This is a genomic window from Bacillus sp. SIMBA_026 (assembly GCF_046535335.1).
In the GTDB taxonomy this organism is placed as follows: domain Bacteria; phylum Bacillota; class Bacilli; order Bacillales; family Bacillaceae; genus Bacillus; species Bacillus velezensis.
Window position 1 is genome coordinate 158,282 of the sequence record NZ_JAWRWX010000003.1, and the last position, 21,561, is coordinate 179,842.

At 52.4% G+C, this 21,561-nt stretch carries 2 protein-coding genes; both read left to right on the top strand.

Translation table 11 applies throughout. The features are described 5' to 3' along the window. The first annotated feature begins 2 nt into the window (after nt 1-2). Nucleotides 3-10,757, top strand: coding sequence for a surfactin non-ribosomal peptide synthetase SrfAA (srfAA, locus tag SB847_RS17020; RefSeq protein ID WP_410578170.1), 10,755 nt, complete (start codon nt 3-5; stop codon nt 10,755-10,757). A 21-nt stretch (nt 10,758-10,778) separates the two neighbouring features. After that, nucleotides 10,779-21,539: a surfactin non-ribosomal peptide synthetase SrfAB gene (srfAB, locus tag SB847_RS17025; RefSeq protein ID WP_410564591.1), complete on the top strand. Its 10,761-nt coding sequence runs from the start codon at nt 10,779-10,781 to the stop codon at nt 21,537-21,539. Nucleotides 21,540-21,561: the final 22 nt, after the last annotated feature.

The following is a 21,561-nucleotide window of genomic DNA, read 5'->3' on the forward strand; positions in this document are numbered from 1 at the left end:
ATATGGAAATAACTTTTTATCCTTTAACAAATGCTCAAAAACGTATCTGGTATACAGAAAAATTCTATCCGAAGACAAGTATTTCAAATCTTGCGGGGTTCGGGAAACTCATTTCTGAAGACGGCGTACAGGCTCATTACGTTGAGAAAGCGATACAGGAATTCGTCCGGCGGTATGAGTCGATGAGAATCCGTCTGCGGCTTGATGATGAGGGGGAGCCCGTTCAATATGTGAGCGAATACCGTCCGCTCTCCATCGGGCACACGGATATCAGGCAAGCCGGCTGCTCTGCGGACGAGCTGTCAAAATGGGGGCGTGAAGAAGCTGGCAAGCCTCTGGCGTTATATGATCAGGATTTATTCCGTTTTTCCGTGCACACGATCAGTGAAAATGAGGTCTGGTTTTACGCTAATGTGCATCACATTATTTCAGACGGGATTTCCATGACGATTCTGGGCAATGCGATTACTGATATTTATTTGGAGCTTTCAGGCGGGACAAGTGAGGAACAGACGGAGATTCCTTCTTTTATCGAGCACGTGCTGACAGAGCAGGAATATGTGCAGTCAAAGCGGTTTAAGAAGGATCGGGACTTTTGGAACGGGCAGTTTGAGACCGTGCCGGAGCTTGTGTCCCTGAAACGGAGCCGGGCAGATGCGGGTCTTGATGCGAAACGGTTTTCTCAAGAAATTCCTCACGACTTATATGGCCGCATTCATTCATTCTGCGAGGAGCATAAAGTCAGCGTACTGTCTCTGTTCCAGTCAGCTCTGATCACTTATCTCTACAAAGTGACCGGCCGGGATGACGTTGTCACGGGTACGTTTATGGGAAACCGGACGAATGCGAAAGAAAAGCAGATGCTCGGGATGTTCGTATCTACGGTGCCTGTGCGGACAAGCGTTGACGGAGGACAGTCGTTCTTGGAATTCGTTAAAGGCCGGATGAAGGATCTGATGAAAATTCTCCGCCACCAAAAGTATCCGTATAACCTGCTTGTAAATGATTTGCGTGCTTCGAAAAGTTCGCTGAGCAGATTGTTTACGGTGGCTCTGGAGTACCAGGTGATGCAGTGGCAGAAAAAAGAGAATCTGTCCTTCCTGACAGACCCTATTTTCAGCGGAAGCGGTACAAATGATATTTCGATTCATGTGAAGGAACGATGGGACACCGGGAAATTGACGATTGATTTTGACTATCGCAGCGACATTTTCAAGGGGGAAGAGATTGAATCTGTTTCTGAACGTTTGATCACGCTGATTGAAGATGCGATTTCATCTCCTGATCGCATAATTGATGAACTTACTCTTCTTTCTGAATCCGAGAAAGAGCGGCTGCTGAAACGGGCCTCCGGCAATCCGGTGAATTACCGCAAGGAGATGACGATACCGGGGCTGTTTGAAGAGAAAGTGAAGTCACTGTCTGACAAACCCGCAGTTGTGTATGAAGGCCGAACATTGTCCTATCGCACATTGCATGAACAATCAGGCCGTATTGCCGGACGCCTTCTTCAAGCCGGGATATCAGCCGATTCTCCTGTCGCGGTGCTGCTTGGCCGATCTGAGCGTGTCATTGCGGCAATATTGGGAATTTTGAAAGCGGGCGGCGCTTATGTGCCGATAGATCCTGACTTTCCGGCGGATCGGATTCAGTACATTTTAGAGGACAGCGGAGCGAAGGCTGTTCTGACGGAGACCGGAATACAGGTGCCTGCAGCGGATGCCGAACGGATTGATTTTGACGAGGCTGTTCAGTTTGAAACGGCTGCGGACGGTGTCAGCACACAATCAGACCGGCTGGCTTACATCATCTACACGTCAGGTACAACGGGGCGGCCGAAAGGCGTGATGATTGAGCACCGGCAAGTTCATCATCTGGTGCAATCACTGCAGCAGGAGATTTATCAATGCGGTGAGCAGACGTTAAGAATGGCGCTTTTGGCTCCGTTTCATTTTGATGCGTCCGTCAAACAGATTTTTGCATCGCTTCTTTTGGGACAGACGCTTTATATCGTGCCGAAAACGACTGTAACGAATGGCTCGGCACTGCTGGACTATTATCGTCAAAACCGGATTGAAGCCACTGACGGAACGCCTGCGCATCTGCAGATGATGGTTGCGGCGGGAGATGTCAGCGGAATTGAATTGCGCCACATGCTCATTGGGGGAGAGGGCCTGTCCGCGGCTGTTGCCGAGCAGCTGATGACGCTCTTTCATCAATCGGGCAGGGCGCCGCGTCTGACAAATGTCTACGGGCCGACAGAAACGTGCGTAGATGCGTCCGTGCATCAGGTGTCAGCCGATAACGGAATGAATCAACAGGCGGCGTACGTTCCGATCGGAAAACCGCTCGGCAACGCCCGTCTGTATATATTGGATAAGCACCAGCGGCTTCAGCCCGACGGCACGGCCGGTGAGCTGTATATCGCGGGTGACGGTGTAGGCCGCGGCTATTTAAATCTGCCGGATTTGACCGCAGAGAAGTTTTTGCAAGACCCGTTTAACGGAAGCGGCCGCATGTACCGCACGGGTGATATGGCGCGCTGGCTGCCGGACGGGACGATCGAATATATCGGCCGTGAAGATGATCAGGTGAAAGTCCGCGGCTACCGCATTGAGCTGGGAGAAATTGAAACGGTGCTCAGAAAAGCTCCGGGCGCGGCGCAGGCCGTCGTGCTGGCACGGCCGGATCAGCAGGGCAGCTTAGATGTCTGCGCATATATCGTTCAGGAAAAAGGAACCGAGTTTCACCCTGCCGAGTACAGAGAGTATGTGTCAAAGCACCTTCCTGATTACATGGTGCCCGCTTACTTTACAAAAACGGACGAAATTCCGCTCACGCCGAGCGGGAAGGCGGACCGCAAAAAGCTGTTTGCGCTTGATGTGCAGGCTGTCAGCTCATCCGAATATGCCGCGCCGAGAAATGAAACGGAGGAAACGCTCACCGTCATCTGGCAGGAAGTCCTCGGAATGGACAAGGCGGGCATTTATGATCATTTCTTCGAGTCAGGCGGTCATTCATTAAAGGCCATGACGCTTCTGACGAAAATTCATAAGCAAATGGGCGTTGAAATTCCGCTGCAATACTTGTTTGAGCATCCGACGATTGCAGCGCTTGCCGATTATGCGGAAAACCGAAACGAAGGACCGGCATTCAGTGCGATTGAGCCGGCTGAGAAGCAGGCGAGCTATCCGCTTTCGCTCGCTCAGCAGCGGACTTATATCGCGAGCCAATTTGAAGACGCGGGAGTCGGATATAACATGCCGGCTGCGGCCATGATTGAGGGCGCTTTAGACCGTGAAAAGCTTGAGCGTGCATTTTCTGCCTTAATCAGCAGGCATGAAGCGCTCAGAACATCGTTTCAATCAGAGGACGGCACGCCGAGACAGGTGATTCACGAACATGTTCCGTTTCATATTGAAATGATCGAAGCGCGCGGAAGAACGAATGAACAGGTCATGAAGGACTTTGTGCGCCGTTTTGATTTATCTGAGGCGCCGCTGTTCAGAATCGGCCTGCAAACGCTCGATCACAATCGCCATATGCTGCTGTTTGATATGCATCACCTGATTTCTGACGGGGTGTCTATTTCCATCATGCTGAAGGAACTGGCTGACATCTACGGCGGAAATCAGCTGCCTGAATTGCGCATTCAATATAAAGATTATGCCGTATGGCAGGCGGAACGGGCGAAAGAAGGCTACAAGAAGGAGCGGGCGTACTGGAAAGAAGTCTTCAGCGGCGAACTGCCGGTGCTTCAGCTGCTCTCTGATTATCCGCGGCCGCAGGTGCAAAGCTTTGAAGGTGACCGCGTGTCCGCCAAGCTGCCGAAAATGCTGCGGGAACGGCTGCAGAAGCTTGCCGAGAAAAACGGAGCCACCCTTTACATGGTGCTGTTATCAGCTTACTATACGCTGCTTTCTAAGTATTCGGGACAGGAAGACATCATCGTGGGAACACCGTCAGCGGGAAGAAATCACTCTGATACCGAGGGGCTTATCGGGATGTTTGTCAACACGCTCGCGCTGCGAAGCTCCGTAAAGCAGGATCAGACATTTGCCGGCTTGTTAGGTCATGTGCGCAAGCAGGTGCTGGACGCGTTTTCTCATCAGGACTATCCGTTTGAGTGGCTGACCGAGGAGCTGAACGTGCCCCGGGATATGAGCAGGCATCCGATATTTGATACGATGTTCAGTCTGCAAAATGCTTCGGACGGAATTCCGGAGATCGGTAATCTGACGCTGTCTCTTCATGAAACAAACTTCAACATCGCCAAATTCGACCTGACCATGCAGGCTCGGGAAACAGCGGAAGGCATTGCGCTTGATTTGGATTATTGCACGAAGCTGTTTAAGCGCTCAACTGCGGATCGCATGCTTGCGCACTATGTCCGTCTGCTGGAGAGCGCGGCAGCTCAGCCGGATGCGAAAATCAGCGAATATGATCTGCTTTCTGAACGGGAGGCTTTGACTCAATTACAGCGGTTCAATCCGGAGCGCACGGCGTACCCGAAAGAGCAAACGATCGTGCAGATCTTTGAAGAACAGGCCCGAAAGAACCCTGACCGGACGGCTCTTCAGTTCGAAGGGGAAACCCTGTCGTATCAGCAGCTGAATGAACGCGCCAACAGGCTTGCGCGGCATATTCTTTCAGTCGGAGGCGGCGGAAAAACCGCGGCTGTTCTGTGTGAACGGTCAATGGATATGATTGTTTCCATTATGGCTGTGTTAAAAGCGGGGTCCGCCTATGTGCCGATTGATCCTGAGCATCCGGTTCAGCGGATTCAGCATTTCTTCCGCGACAGCGGGGCGAATGTGCTCATGACTCAGCAAAGCCTCAAGCCGCTTGCGGAAAAGGCCGGTTTTCAAGGCGTCATTGTGCTTGCTGATGATGAGGCGAGCTATGAAAAGGACTCTCGCAATCCAGCATTGCCGTTTGATTCCAAAACGATTGCCAATCTCACTTATACATCTGGCACGACGGGAACGCCGAAAGGAAACATCGTCACACATGCCAACATTTTGCGGACGGTAAAAAACACGAACTATTTGACCGTTTCTGAAGAGGACACAGTGCTCGGTCTGTCAAACTACGTCTTTGACGCTTTTATGTTTGATATGTTCGGTTCGCTGTTAAACGGTGCAAAGCTTGTGATCGTCCCGAAAGATACGGTGCTGGATATGTCACGTCTGTCCCGTGTGATCAAACGGGAGAACGTCAGCATTCTGATGATTACGACGGCCCTGTTCCACCTGCTTGTTGATATGGAGCCGTCCTGTCTGACGACGCTTCGGAAAATCATGTTCGGGGGCGAAAGAGCGTCTGTAGAACATGTCAAAAAGGCGCTTGCGGCAGTCGGAAAAGGAAGACTGCTTCATATGTACGGTCCGTCGGAAAGCACGGTGTTTGCGACATACCATCCGGTGGATGTCATTGAAGAGGATACGCTCTCCGTTCCGATCGGGAAACCGGTCAGCAATACGGAAGTCTTTATTATGAACTCAGCCGGACGCATTCAGCCGGCCGGTATCGCGGGAGAGCTGTGCGTCAGCGGTGAAGGTCTCGTAGAAGGCTACTACAACCGTCCTGAACTGACGGAAGAAAAATTTGTAAAGCATCCGTTTGAGGAAGGTGAACGGATGTATAAAACGGGCGACTTGGCCAGATGGCTTCCGAATGGCGATATCGAGTTTATCGGACGTATCGACCATCAGGTGAAAATCCGCGGTCAGCGGATTGAGCTTGGCGAAATTGAGCATCAGCTTCAAAGTCATGACCAGATACAGGAATGCATTGTGCTCGCTGTGGATCAGGGCGCGGGTGACAAACTTCTTTGCGCGTATGTTGTCGGCCTCAGGGAAATCTCTTCCCGGGAGCTGAGGGAGCATACGGCGAAGGATCTTCCGGCTTATATGATTCCGTCCGTCTTTATTCAATTGGATGAACTGCCTCTTACAGGAAACGGAAAAATCGACAGGCGGGCGCTGCCGATGCCGGATGTGACCGCAGCGAATGCCGTGTCATATACGGCACCGCGCAATGAAACAGAACAAAAACTGGCGGATATTTGGGCTGAGGTGCTGCAAATGGAGCGGGTCGGCGTCCATGATCAGTTCTTTGAGATCGGGGGCCACTCGTTAGCGGGGATGAAACTGCTGGCCCTTATCCAGAAGACATTCGGCGTGCAGCTTACCTTAAAGGATCTGTTCACTTCTCCGACGGCTGCGGGGCTGGCGCAGCTGATTGAAGGGGCTGAGCGGAAAACGGCAGAGAGCATCGCACCGGCTGCCGAGCGGGAAACGTATCCGGTTTCTTCACCGCAGAAGCGGATGTTCGTGCTTCAGCAGCTGGAAGGCGCTGAAACAAGCTATAACATGCCGTCTGTGCTCCGCTTAAAAGGAAAGCTTGATGCAGAAAAGCTGAAATCCGTCATGAAACAGCTGACAGAACGCCATGAAGCCTTCAGAACGACATTTGACATAAAGGATGGAGAAACGGTTCAGCGCATATGGGCGGAAGCTGATATCGACATGGAATATTATGAAGCCTCTGAAGAAGATGCTGAACGGATTATTCAGAGCTTTATCCGGCCGTTCCGCCTGGATCAGCTTCCTCTCGTCAGAACGGGACTGGTCAAGCTGGCTGAACATGACCACCTGCTGCTGTTTGATATGCACCATATCATTTCGGACGGCGCTTCAGTGGGCGTGCTGATAGATGAACTGTCCCGCTTGTATGGCGGTGAAACGCTTGATCCGCTGCGGATCCATTATAAAGACTATGCGGTATGGCAGCAGAAATTTATTCAATCAGAGCAGTACCGCAAGCAGGAGGAGCATTGGCTTCGGGAGCTTGACGGCGAGCTTCCGGTATTGACGCTGCCGGCTGATTACAGCCGTCCGGCCGTGCAAACCTTTGAAGGAGACAAGCTGGTCTTTTCTCTGACTGGGGAACAGACGTCGGCTCTTCGCAGTCTTGCGAAACAAACAGATTCTACCATGTACATGGTGCTGCTGGCGTCATACAGCGCCTTTCTCTCAAAACTGAGCGGACAGCATGACATCATTGTCGGTTCGCCGGTTGCGGGACGGTCACATGCGGATCTCGCAAACGTCATCGGTGTTTTTGTGAATACACTCGCGCTTCGTACGTATCCGGAAGCGGACAAAACGTTCACGGACTATCTCAAAGAAGTGAAACAAACCGCTTTACATGCATTTGACGCGCAGGATTATCCGCTTGAAGACCTTCTGCAAAAGGTTGAGGTGCAGCGTGATACGAGCAGAAATCCGCTGTTTGATGCAGTATTTTCAATGCAAAATGCAAATGCGGAAGATCTGGTCATGGAAGGAATTGAGCTGAAGCACCATCCGTTTGACAGAAAAACAGCCAAGTTTGACCTGACAATGACGGCTGAGGACACAGACGAAGGCTTAACGTTTGTGCTTGAATATAACACCGCGCTGTTTAAACCGGAAACGGCAGAGACATGGAAGCATTACTGGCTTCAACTGTTAGAAGCAGCAGCGGAAAATCCGGCTGCGAAGCTTTCTGAGCTTTCATTGGTGAATAAAACAGAAAAACAAGCCCTCCTTGACGCATGGAAAGGAAAAACAATTTCTGTGCCGCGGGACAAAACGGTTCACCGTCTCTTTGAAGAAACGGCCGCCCGCCACGCGAACCGGCCGGCCGCGGCATACAACGGCGCGAAGTGGACGTACGGCGAGCTGAACGCAAGGGCGAACCGCATCGCACGCATTCTCATGGACTGCGGCGTCACGGCTGACGAACGTGTCGGCATTTTGACGAAACCGTCCTTGGAAATGGCCGCGGGCGTACTCGGCGTCCTGAAAGCGGGCGCGGCATTTGTGCCGATTGACCCCGACTACCCGGAAGAGCGGATCAGCTACATTCTGCAGGACAGCGGCGCCAAGCTTCTTCTCACACAGGAAGCGCTGGACGTGCCGGACAGCTACAACGGAGAAACGATTCTGCTTGACGGCGGACGCTCCATTCTGAGCCTGCCGCTTGATGAAAACGATGAAGCGAACCCGCAGACGGAAACAACGGCGGATCATCTCGCTTATATGATTTACACGTCAGGAACGACCGGACAGCCGAAGGGTGTCATGGTCGAACACCATGCGCTGGTGAACCTGTGCTTCTGGCATCACGACGCATTCGCCATGACGGCGGATGATAAGAGCGCCAAATACGCGGGCTTCGGTTTTGACGCCTCCATTTGGGAAATGTTCCCGACATGGACCATCGGCGCGGAGCTTCACGTCATTGACGAAGCGATCCGGCTGGATATCACCCGCTTAAATCACTATTTCGAGGAGAACGGCGTGACCATCACCTTCCTGCCGACGCAGCTGGCCGAACAATTTATGGAGCTGGAAAATACCTCTCTCCGTATGCTTCTCGTCGGCGGTGACAAGCTGAAGCGGGCGGTGAAACAGCCGTACACGATCGTCAACAACTACGGCCCGACGGAAAACACCGTCGTCGCGACAAGCGGCGTCATCAATCCGGAGGAAGGATCGCTTTCGATCGGACGGGCGATTGCCAATACGAGAGTTTATATTCTCGGGGACGGCGATCAGGTGCAGCCGGAAGGCATTGCCGGTGAATTGTGTGTGGCCGGCCGCGGTCTTGCGCGCGGATACCTGAACCGTGAAGAAGAAACGGCGAAGCGGTTTACCGCAGATCCGTTCGTGCCCGGTGAGCGCATGTACCGGACCGGCGACCTCGTCAAATGGAACGCGCAGTGCGGCATCGAATACATCGGGCGTATTGACCAGCAGGTCAAAGTGCGGGGCTACCGGATCGAGCTTTCAGAAATCGAAGTCCGCCTCGCCCAGCTTGCGGACGTTCATGACGCAGCGGTGATGGCCGTGGAAGACAAAGCGGGCAATACCGCGCTTTGCGCCTATGTCGCGCCTCAGCAGGACGATATTGAAGCGCTCAAAGCCGCGCTGAAAGACACGCTGCCTGACTACATGGTGCCGGCATTCTGGGTGGAGATGGACGAGCTTCCGGTCACCGCAAACGGAAAGATTGACAAAAAAGCCCTGCCGGCGCCTGACATTGAAGCGGGAAGCACCGTATATAAAGCGCCGGAAACGGAGATGGAGACGCTGCTTTCCGACATTTGGCAGGAAGTGCTCGGTCTTGACCAGATCGGCGTAAGCGACAATTTCTTCACGCTCGGCGGCGATTCGATCAAAGGCATCCAAATGGCGAGCCGCCTGAACCAGCACGGCTACAAGCTGGAGATGAAGGATCTCTTCCAGCATCCGACCATCGAAGAGCTCGTCTCTTATGTGGAGCGGACGGAAGGCAAGCAGGCCGACCAGGGACCTGTCGAAGGCGAAGCGGAGTTAACGCCGATCCAGCGTTGGTTCTTTGAGAAAAACTTCACGAACAAACACCACTGGAACCAATCCGTCATGCTTCACGCAAAAGACGGCTTTGATCCAGAGATAACAGAAAAAACATTACATGTCCTGACGGTACACCATGATGCGCTCCGGATGATTTATCGTGAACAAAAACCGTATTACAGAGGGATTGAGGATGCGTCTGTTGAATTGAACGTCTTTGAGCTGAACGGACCTGCTGAAGACCATGAGGACCGTATCGAAAGGGAAGCAGACCGTCTTCAAAGCAGTATTTCACTGGAAATAGGACATCTCTTGAAGGCCGGGCTCTTCCGGGCTGAAGATGGAGACCACCTTCTTCTCGCAATCCATCACTTAGTCGTGGATGGTGTATCTTGGCGGATTTTACTGGAGGACTTCACGTCCGTTTATACGCAGCTGAAGCAAGGCAATGAACCAGCGCTGCCGCCGAAAACACATTCATTCGCCGAATTTGCCGAGAGAATCAAAGAATATGCAAATACGAAGGCGTTTCTGAAAGAAGCGGATTACTGGAGAGAGCTTGAGGAAAAAGAGGTATGCACTCAGCTTCCGAAAGACAGGCAGTCTGGTGATCAGCGCATGAGACATACGAGAACAGTCAGCTTCTCTCTGACGCCTGAACAAACTGAACAGCTGACGACAAACGTACATGAAGCCTATCACACCGAAATGAACGACATCCTGCTCACGGCGCTCGGACTGGCGCTGAAAGAGTGGACGGGGGAAGACACGATCGGCGTTCATTTGGAAGGCCACGGGCGCGAAGACATTCTTGACGGCTTGAATATCACCCGGACGGTCGGATGGTTTACGAGCATGTATCCGATGATCCTTGAGATGAAGCACGCCGACGATCTTTCATATCAGCTGAAACAAATGAAAGAAGACATCAGACACATCCCGAACAAAGGAGTCGGCTACGGCATTCTGCGTTATGTAACGGCGCCTGAGCATAAAGAGAATCTTTCATTTGAGATTGATCCGGATATCAGCTTTAACTACTTAGGCCAGTTTAATGAGATGTCGGATTCCGGCTTATTTACAAGATCCGGGATGCCGTCAGGACAATCGCTGAGCCCTGACACAGAGAAGCCGAATGCGCTTGATATTGTCGGATTTATAGAAAATGGGCAGATGACGATGACGTTTGCCTATCATTCTCTCGAATTTCATGAAAAAACCATTCAATCGTTCAGTGACAGTTTTAAAGGGCACCTCTTGAAAATCATAGATCACTGCCTGGCCCAAGACGGACCTGAGCTTACACCTAGCGATCTTGGCGATGATGATCTGACGCTTGATGAACTTGATAAATTAATGGAAATTCTCTAACAGAAAAGACAGAGGTGACATATGAGCAAAAAATCGATTCAAAAGGTGTATGCACTCACACCGATGCAGGAGGGAATGCTGTATCATGCGCTGCTTGATCCGCATTCTTCCTCCTACTTCACACAATTAGAGCTTAGGATTCACGGAAGCTTTCAGTTGGAGCTTTTTGAAAAAAGCGTCAATGAGCTGATCCGGACATATGACATCCTGCGTACGGTATTCGTGCACCAGCAGCTTCAAAAACCGCGCCAAGTCGTATTGGCGGAGCGGAAGACGAAGGTGCACTATGAAGATATCAGTCAATTAGATGAAGCGCGCCAAACTGAGTATATCGAACGCTATAAACGCGGCGTGCAGCAGCAGGGCTTTCATCTGGCGAAGGATATTCTCTTTAAAGCGGCGGTGTTCAGACTCAGTGAGAAGGAGCTGTATCTCGTCTGGAGCAATCATCATATCGTCATGGACGGCTGGAGTATGGGCGTTTTGATGAAAAGCCTGTTTCAAAACTATGAAGCGCTTCGTGCCGGCCGGCACGCCGGGGGAAGCCAGGGCAAACCTTACTCTGACTATATCAAATGGCTCGGAGGCCGGGATTATGAGGAAGCGGAACAATATTGGAGCAGCCGCCTGGCGGATTTCGAACAGCCGAGCCTGCTCCCGGGCCGTCTGGCAGCAGAAAAGAAAGACTACCAAAATGAAGAATATTCTTTTGTCTGGGATGAAGAGCTGGTCGCACAGATTCAGCAGACCGCCAACCGGCATCAAGTCACGGGGCCTAACCTGTTTCAGGCCGTTTGGGGTGCGGTGCTCAGCAAATACAACTATACAGACGATGTGGTGTTCGGCACCGTCGTATCAGGCCGTCCTTCAGAAATCAACGGCATAGAAACGATGGCGGGGCTGTTCATCAATACGATTCCTGTAAGAATCAAGATTGACAAAGGTGCAGCCTTTTCGGACGTGATGGCGGCAGTTCAGAAAAACGCCGTGGAAGCCGAGCGCTATGATTATGTGCCGCTCTATGACATTCAAAAGCGCTCCGCCCTGGACGGCAGCCTCTTAAATCATTTGGTCGCGTTTGAAAACTATCCGCTGGACAAAGAGCTGGAAAACGGGGGCATGGAGGAAAGACTCGGCTTTTCCATTAAAGTGGAACATGCTTTTGAGCAGACGAGCTTTGATTTCAATCTTATCGTGTATCCGGGAAAAACGTGGACTGTCAAAATCAAATACAATGGAGCGGCTTTCGCTCATGATGCCATCGAACGAACGGCGCACCATCTGACCCGCATGATGAAAGCCGCGGTCGGAACGCCTGACGCGCCCGTGCGGGAACTCGGCCTTGTTTCAGGCGAAGAAGAGCGGCAGATTGTTGAGGTATTCAATGATACGAAAACGGCGCTTCCGGAAGAGGAGGCCGTTCACCGTTTGTTTGAAGCACAGGCAAACCGGACGCCTGCAAGTATCGCGATAAAAGAAGCGGGACACGAATGGACCTACCGTGAAGTGAACGAAGCGGCCAACCGCCTGGCGAGACACCTTGTGAAGAGCGGGCTGGAAAAAGGCCGGACCGCCGCTATTATGAACGACCGGTCTGCGGAAACCGTTGTCGGAATGCTTGCCGTCTTAAAAGCAGGCGGCGCATATGTGCCGATTGATCCGGCTTTTCCGGAGGACCGTCTCCGCTTTATGGCGGAAGACAGCTCGATTCGGCTCGTGCTGACAGTTCAGGACTATCAAGAACAAGCGGGCGCATTGCAAGTCCCGGTCGTCATGCTGGATGAAAGCACGGTTGAAACGGTAAGCGAAACAGACTTGAATCTTCCGGCCGGCGGCAACGACTTGGCGTATATCATGTATACATCCGGATCGACCGGCAAACCGAAAGGCGTCATGATTGAACACAGAAATATCATCAGGCTCGTCAAACATTCGAATTACGTGCCGGTTCATGAAGAAGACCGGATGGCGCAAACGGGAGCCGTCAGCTTTGATGCCGGAACCTTCGAAGTCTTCGGCGCATTGCTGAACGGAGCGTCATTGCACCCGGTGAAAAAAGAGACGCTGCTTGACGCCGGACAATTCGCCCAATTTCTGAAAGAGCAGCGGATCACGACCATGTGGCTGACGTCTCCGCTGTTTAATCAGCTTGCCCAAAAGGATGCCGGCATGTTTAACACGCTCCGGCACCTCATCATCGGCGGTGATGCGCTTGTGCCGCATATCGTCAGCAAAGTGAGAAAGGCATCACCGGAGCTGTCGCTTTGGAACGGCTACGGGCCGACTGAGAATACGACGTTTTCGACGAGTTTTCTCATTGATCAGGATTATGACGGTTCGGTCCCGATCGGGAAGCCGATCGGAAATTCCACTGCGTACATTATGGACGAAAACCGCAACCTCCAGCCGATCGGCGCGCCCGGTGAGCTGTGCGTCGGCGGAAGCGGAGTGGCAAGGGGCTATGTGAATCTGCCTGAATTAACGGAGAAGCAGTTTGTCCGCGATCCGTTCAGACCGGATGAAATGATATACCGGACGGGGGACTTGGCGAAGTGGCTTCCGGACGGCACGATCGAGTTTCTCGGCAGAATTGACAACCAAGTAAAGGTCCGCGGTTTCAGAATCGAGCTCGGCGAAATCGAGGCGAAAATCAGCCAGGCGGAGAATGTGACGGAATCTGCGGCTGTGATCCGGAAAAATAAAGCGGATGAAAATGAAATCTGCGCTTACTTTACAGCAGACCAAGCTCTTTCGCCGGAAGACCTGCGCAAAACGCTTTCGGAATCACTTCCGGAATATATGATTCCCGCGCACTTCATCCAGATGAATCAGTTTCCGCTGACGGCGAACGGAAAGATTGATAAAAAAGCGCTGCCTGAGCCTCAGGCTGAAGCCGTTCAAAAAGAATACGTAGCGCCGAAAACGGAAGCGGAGCAGAAACTCGCGGACATTTGGGAAGGCATTCTCGGTGTAAAAGCGGGTGTGACTGACAATTTCTTCACGATTGGCGGACATTCTTTAAAAGCCATGATGATGACCGCTAAAATCCAGGAGCACTTTCAAAAAGAAGTGCCGATTAAAGTGTTATTTGAAAAGCCGACCATTCAGGAGCTTGCGCATTATTTGGAGCATGAGAGCGAGGAGGAACAGCAGTTTGAACCGATCCGACAAGCGCCTTATCAGAAGCATTATCCTGTTTCCTCAGCACAGCGCAGGATGTATATCCTCAATCAGCTCGGACAGGCCAGCACGAGCTACAACGTCCCTGCTGTACTTTTGCTGGAAGGATCAGTAGACAAAAAGCGTCTTGAGGAGGCCATGCAGGCATTAATCAACCGTCATGAGACACTGCGTACGTCGTTTGACATGGCAGATGGAGAAGTTGTGCAGACCATTCATAAAAATGTGTCGTTTGAGCTTGAAACCGCCGAGGGCCGGGAAGAAGATGCAGAAGAGCTGACAAAAGCCTTTATCAGGCCGTTTGCGCTCAACCGCGCGCCGCTTGTCCGTTCGAAGCTGATCCGGCTTGAAGAAGACCGGCATCTTCTGCTGATTGACATGCACCACATTATTACGGACGGAAGCTCAATGGGCATTTTCATCGGTGATCTTGCGAAGCTTTATCAAGGCACGGAGCTTGCGCTGCCAAAGATTCATTATAAGGATTTTTCAGTCTGGCAGCGTGAAAAAGCAAATCTCGATCAGCACGAAGCCTACTGGCTTGATACGTTCAAAGGCGATCTGCCGGTGTTGGATCTGCCGCTTGATTTCCCGCGTCCTGCCGAGCGCAGTTTTGAAGGGGAACGCGTCATCTTCGGGCTTGATAAACAGGTGACGGCGCAGATTAAGAAGCTGCTGGCTGATACGGATACGACGATGTACATGTTCTTGTTAGCCGCTTTTCAAGTGCTGCTGTCCAAATATTCGGGTCAGGAAGACATCATAGTCGGGTCTCCGGCGGCCGGTAGACAGCATCCTGATCTCCAAGACGTGCCGGGCATGTTTGTCAACACAGTTGCGCTACGGTCGCATCCTGCCGGCAAAAAAACGTTCAAACAATTTCTGGATGAGGTGAAAACGGCGAGCCTTCAAGCTTTTGAGCATCAAAGCTATCCGCTTGAAGAATTAATTGAAAAACTGCCGTTAACGAGGGATACAAGCCGGAGTCCGCTGTTCAGCGTGTTATTTAATATGCAGAACATGGAGATCCCGGCCCTGCGGCTCGGAGATTTGGAGATTTCTTCATACTCCATGCATCATCATGTCGCTAAATTTGATCTTTCCTTAGAAGCGGCTGAACGCGGAGAAGAGGTCGGATTGAGCTTTGATTACGCGAAAGCCTTATTTGCGGACGAAACCATCCGCCGCTGGAGCGCTCATTTTGTCAATCTGATTAAAGCCTGCGCTGAAAATCCGGATATTCAGCTGGCCGACGCAAGCCTGCTGTCCGCTCCTGAACGGGAAGCGCTCCTTTCTGATGAAAAACGTACAGAAGCGGATCTGCCTGAGGGCACTTTTGTTTCGCTGTTTGAACGGCAAGCGCAAAAAACGCCTGATCTCACGGCGGTTGCGGGCGGAACAAGTCTGACATATCGTGAGCTTGATGAACGCTCGAACCGGTTTGCCCGCCACCTTCAGGCTTGCGGAACGGGCAGTGAGGACATCGTGGCCATTATGATGGATCGTTCGGCCGACTTGATTACCGCGATTCTCGGCGTCATGAAAGCCGGAGCGGCATTTCTCCCGATTGATCCGGAGACTCCTGAAGAGAGAATCCGCTACTCTCTTGAAGACAGCGGAACGAAGCTTCTGGTCGTCAATGAGAGAAACATGACCGCGGCCGCCGTTTATAAAGGAAAAACGGTCGTAATGGAAGACGGAGAATGGCAGAACGAAAGCGCCGGCCGGCTTGAAACGAATCCCGGCGCCGACCAGCTTGCCTATATCATTTATACCTCGGGAACAACGGGCAAACCGAAAGGCGTCCAGCTGGAGCACCGCAATCTAATCAATTATGTCACATGGTTCAGCCGTGAAGCCGGTTTGACCGAAGCTGACAAATCTGTGCTGCTGTCTTCTTACGCATTTGATCTCGGCTATACGGCTATATTCCCGATTCTTCAGGCGGGCGGCGAGCTGCACATTGTGCCGAAAGAGACGTACACCGCGCCTGATCAGCTTGGTGAGTATGTACAGAAAAATGGCATTACGTATATGAAACTGACGCCGTCATTGTTCCATATGATCGTCAATACAGCCCGTTTTGCGGCAGAACGCCGTTTCAGCCCGCTTCGTTTAGTGGTGCTCGGCGGAGAAAAGATCATCACGTCCGATGTCCGCAAGTTTCATGACGTATACGCCCATACCGACTTCATCAATCACTACGGGCCGACGGAAACGACGATCGGCGCCATTGCCGGACGGATCAATATGGAGCGCCTCGATCAATATGAGCAGCGTCCCGTCATCGGCCGCCCGATCGCGAATACCGGCGCGCTTGTATTGGACGGAGCAATGCAGCTCGTTCCTCCGGGCGCAAGCGGCGAGCTTTATATTACCGGGAAGGGGCTTGCCAGAGGATATCTTCACCGTCCGCAGCTGACGGCGGAGAAATTTCTCTCAAATCCTTTTTCACCGGACAGCCTGATGTACAAAACGGGAGATGTCGTCCGCAGGCTTCCTGACGGGACGATTGAATTTATCGGCCGTGCGGATGATCAGGTGAAAATCCGGGGCTACCGCATTGAATTAAAAGAGGTTGAAACCGTGCTGTTAAGCGTAAACGGCATTCAGGAGGCGGTCGTTCTCGCAGTCAGCGAAGGCGGGCTGCCGGAACTGTGCGCGTACTATAAAGCCGGCAGCGAGCTGAAAGGCTCTGAGCTTCGCAAACGGCTTTCCGAAACATTGCCGTCTCACATGCTTCCGGCTTATTTCGTGCAAGTAGACCACATTCCGCTCACAGCCAACGGAAAAACCGATAAAAACGCCCTCCCGAAACCGGGCGTCAGCCAAACGGCGCAAACAGCTTCAGCCTTGCCGGAAACGGAATTGGAGGAAAAGCTGTGCCGCATTTGGAAACAGACACTCGGTACGGATACGCTCGGCATCGCCGATAATTTCTTCGATTACGGCGGGCACTCTTTAAAAGGCATGATGCTCCTCGCCAATATTCAGGCTGAACTGGACAAAACGGTTCCGTTAAAAGCGCTGTTCGAACAGCCGACTGTCCGCCTGCTTGCCGCATATATCGAAAAATCGGCGGTATCTGAGGGATATCGGATGATCACGCCGGCCGACAGTGCAAACGCGTACCCGTTATCATCCGCCCAAAAACGGATGTACGTCCTGAACCAGCTTGACCGGGAGACAATCAGCTATAATATGCCGTCCGTTCTTCTGATGGAAGGAGAAGTCAATATTTCAAGGCTTCAGGAAGCCCTCAATCAGATGATCAATCGCCACGAATCTTTGCGGACGTCCTTTATCGATCAAAACGGCCGCCCGATGCAGCAGATCGCAGAACAGGCTGACATTGACCTGCATATCTTTGAAGCAGCGGACGAGGAGAAAGCAAATCTAATCATTCAGGCATTCATTAAGCCGTTTGATCTGAGCGCGGCTCCGCTCATTCGGGCCGCTCTTGTCAGACTGAATGAAAAGAAACACCTGCTGCTGCTGGATATGCATCATATTATTGCCGACGGCGTGTCCAGAAGCATGCTGGTCAAAGAGCTCGCTCACCTTTATAAAGGGGGAAGTCTGCCGTCGCCGAACCTGCACTATAAAGACTTCGCCGTCTGGCAGAATGAACCTGAGCAGGCCGAACGGATGAAAGACCATGAGCGTTATTGGCTCTCCGCATTTTCCGGCGAGCTTCCTGAATTGAATCTGCCGACTGATTTTCCCCGTCCGCCGGTCCAAAGTTTTAAAGGACAATCCGTCCGTTTCAGAGCGGGGCGTGAAACGGAAAAAGCGGTGCGTGAATTAATGGAATCATCGGGAGCGACTCTTCATATGGTGCTTCACGCCGCGTTCCATGTCTTTTTGAGCAAAATCACGGGGCAGCGCGATATCATTATCGGCTCGGTGACCGCCGGAAGAACGAGCGCCGAAGTTCAGGAAATGCCGGGAATGTTTGTCAATACGCTTGCGCTTCGCAATGAAACGCGCAAAGAGCAGACCTTCGCCGGGCTGCTCGAACGGGTGAAACAAACCAATCTCGACGCGCTGGCGCATCAGGATTATCCGTTTGAGGATCTGATCGGAAAGCTTGACCTGCCGAGAGACATGAGTCGCAACCCATTGTTCCAAGTCATGATGACGACAGAAGATCCGGATAAAGAAACACTGGAACTGGAGAACCTGCGCATCACTCCGTATGAGTCGAACCAAGGCACGGCGAAATTCGATCTGACACTCGGCGGCTTTACGGATCAAGAAGGCCTCGGCCTTCAGTTTGAATATGCGGCTGATCTGTTTAAAAAAGAAACAATTGAAAAGTGGAGCGCCGGGTTCCTGCGGATTCTGAAGCAAGCGGCAGAAAGCCCGGACAGAAAGCTGCCTGAGATTTCACTGATCAGCGATGCTGAAAAACAAGCTCTCCTCAACGCATGGAAAGGAAAAACAATTTCTGTGCCGCGGGACAAAACGGTTCACCGTCTCTTTGAAGAAACGGCCGCCCGCCACGCGAACCGGCCGGCCGCGGCATACAACGGCGCGAAGTGGACGTACGGCGAGCTGAACGCAAGGGCGAACCGCATCGCGCGCATTCTCATGGACTGCGGCGTCACGGCTGACGAACGTGTCGGCATTTTGACGAAGCCGTCCTTGGAAATGGCCGCGGGCGTACTCGGCGTCCTGAAAGCGGGCGCGGCATTTGTGCCGATTGACCCCGACTACCCGGAAGAGCGGATCAGCTACATTCTGCAGGACAGCGGCGCCAAGCTTCTTCTCACACAGGAAGCGCTGGACGTGCCGGACAGCTACAACGGAGAAACGATTCTGCTTGACGGCGGACGCTCCATTCTGAGCCTGCCGCTTGATGAAAACGATGAAGCGAACCCGCAGACGGAAACAACGGCGGATCATCTCGCTTATATGATTTACACGTCAGGAACGACCGGACAGCCGAAGGGTGTCATGGTCGAACACCATGCGCTGGTAAACCTGTGCTTCTGGCATCACGACGCATTCGCCATGACGGCGGATGATAAGAGCGCCAAATACGCGGGCTTCGGTTTTGACGCCTCCATCTGGGAAATGTTCCCGGCATGGACCATCGGCGCGGAGCTTCACGTCATTGACGAAGCGATCCGGCTGGATATCACCCGCTTAAATCACTATTTCGAGGAGAACGGCGTGACCATCACCTTCCTGCCGACGCAGCTGGCCGAACAATTTATGGAGCTGGAAAATACCTCTCTCCGTATGCTTCTCGTCGGCGGTGACAAGCTGAAGCGGGCGGTGAAACAGCCGTACACGATCGTCAACAACTACGGCCCGACGGAAAACACCGTCGTCGCGACAAGCGGCGTCATCAATCCGGAGGAAGGATCGCTTTCGATCGGACGGGCGATTGCCAATACGAGAGTTTATATTCTCGGCGACGGCGATCAGGTGCAGCCGGAAGGCATTGCCGGTGAATTGTGTGTGGCCGGCCGCGGTCTGGCGCGCGGATACCTGAACCGTGAAGAAGAAACGGCGAAGCGGTTTACCGCAGATCCGTTCGTGCCCGGCGAGCGCATGTACCGGACCGGCGACCTCGTCAAATGGAACGCGCAGTGCGGCATCGAATACATCGGGCGTATTGACCAGCAGGTCAAAGTGCGGGGCTACCGGATCGAGCTTTCAGAAATCGAAGTCCGCCTCGCCCAGCTTGCGGACGTTCATGACGCAGCGGTGACGGCCGTGGAAGACAAAGCGGGCAATACCGCGCTTTGCGCCTATGTCGCGCCTCAGCAGGACGATATTGAAGCGCTCAAAGCCGCGCTGAAAGACACGCTGCCTGACTACATGGTGCCGGCATTCTGGGTGGAGATGGACGAGCTTCCGGTCACCGCAAACGGAAAGATTGACAAAAAAGCCCTGCCGGCGCCTGACATTGAAGCGGGAAGCGCCGCTTACAAAGCACCGGAAACGGAGATGGAGACGCTGCTTTCAGACATTTGGCAGGAAGTGCTCGGTCTTGACCAGATCGGCGTAAGCGATAATTTCTTCACGCTCGGCGGCGACTCGATCAAAGGCATCCAAATGGCGAGCCGTCTGAACCAGCACGGCTACAAGCTGGAGATGAAGGATCTCTTCCAGCATCCGACCATCGAAGAGCTCGTCTCTTATGTGGAGCGGACGGAAGGCAAGCAGGCCGACCAGGGACCTGTCGAAGGCGAAGCGGAGTTAACGCCGATCCAGCGCTGGTTCTTTGAACGAAACTTTACCGACAAACACCACTGGAACCAATCCGTCATGCTTCACGCGAAAGACGGCTTTGATCCGGACCTGGTGGAAAAAACCCTGCAAGCATTGATTGAACACCATGATGCGCTCCGCATGGTTTACCGTGAAGAAAGGGAAGGCATCATTCAGACATACCTCCCTGCCACAGAATGCAAGGCAAGCTTTGACATCGTTGATCTGTACGGAACTGACGAGGATATGCTGAAAAGCCAGATTCAGCGGCTTGCCGATCATCTTCAGGGAAGTCTTGATCTGGAGAACGGTCCGCTGTTAAAAGCGGAGCAATACCGGACAGAACAAGGCGATCATCTGTTAATCGCGATTCACCATCTCGTCGTGGACGGGGTTTCATGGAGAATTCTGCTTGAGGATTTCGCTTCAGGTTATAAACAGGCGCAGCAGCAAAACAGCATCGTCCTCCCGCAGAAAACCCACTCCTTTAAAGATTGGGCGGAGGCGCTGAACACATTTGCGCAATCAGAAGAGCTGAAAAAGCAGGCGGATTATTGGGCGCAGGCAGATGCGGAAGAACTCCAGCCGCTGCCGAAAGATCATGATCCGAACAAACGGCTCGTCAAACATACGGCGGCCGTGAAATGTGAATTGACTGAGGAAGAAACGGCGCAGCTGCTCACAGATGTTCATCATCCGTACGGAACGGAAATCAACGACATTCTGCTCAGCGCGCTCGGCTTAACGATCGGTGAATGGACGGAAAACGGCAAAGTCGGCATCAACTTAGAAGGACACGGCCGGGAAGAAATCATACCGAATGTCAATATTTCACGGACGGTCGGCTGGTTTACGGCCCAATATCCTTTGATTCTGCAGATCAGCAAGGAAGACGGCGTCTCTTCCGTTATTAAAACGGTAAAAGAGACGGTGCGGCGCGTTCCTGATAAAGGTGTAGGATACGGGATTCTCCGGTATCTGTCATCCGATAAAACAGAAAGAGGCGTCACGCCTGAAATCAGTTTTAACTACTTGGGGCAGTTTGACAATGAAGTGAAAACGGAATGGTTTGAGCCGTCTCCATATGATATGGGACGTCAAGTCAGCGAAGAGTCAGAGGCGTTATACGCACTGAGCTTCAGCGGGATGGTTACAGGCGGCCGCTTCGTCATTTCTTGCTCATACAATCAGCAAGAATATGAAAGAAGCACCGTCGAAACACAGATGCAGCGGTTTAAAGACAATCTCTTAATGATCATCCGCCATTGCACGGCCAAAGAGGAGAAAGAATTTACGCCGAGCGATTTCAGCGCGCAGGATCTTGAGATGGATGAAATGGGAGACATCTTTGACATGCTTGAGGAGAATTTAACGTGACAAAAACAGATCACAGAAGGGG

Bases quoted from the DNA above. Each gene is read 5' to 3' on its own strand.
- srfAA (WP_410578170.1), top strand. From the start codon at position 3: ATGGAAATAACTTTTTATCCTTTAACAAATGCTCAAAAACGTATCTGG.
- srfAB (WP_410564591.1), top strand. From the start codon at position 10,779: ATGAGCAAAAAATCGATTCAAAAGGTGTATGCACTCACACCGATGCAG.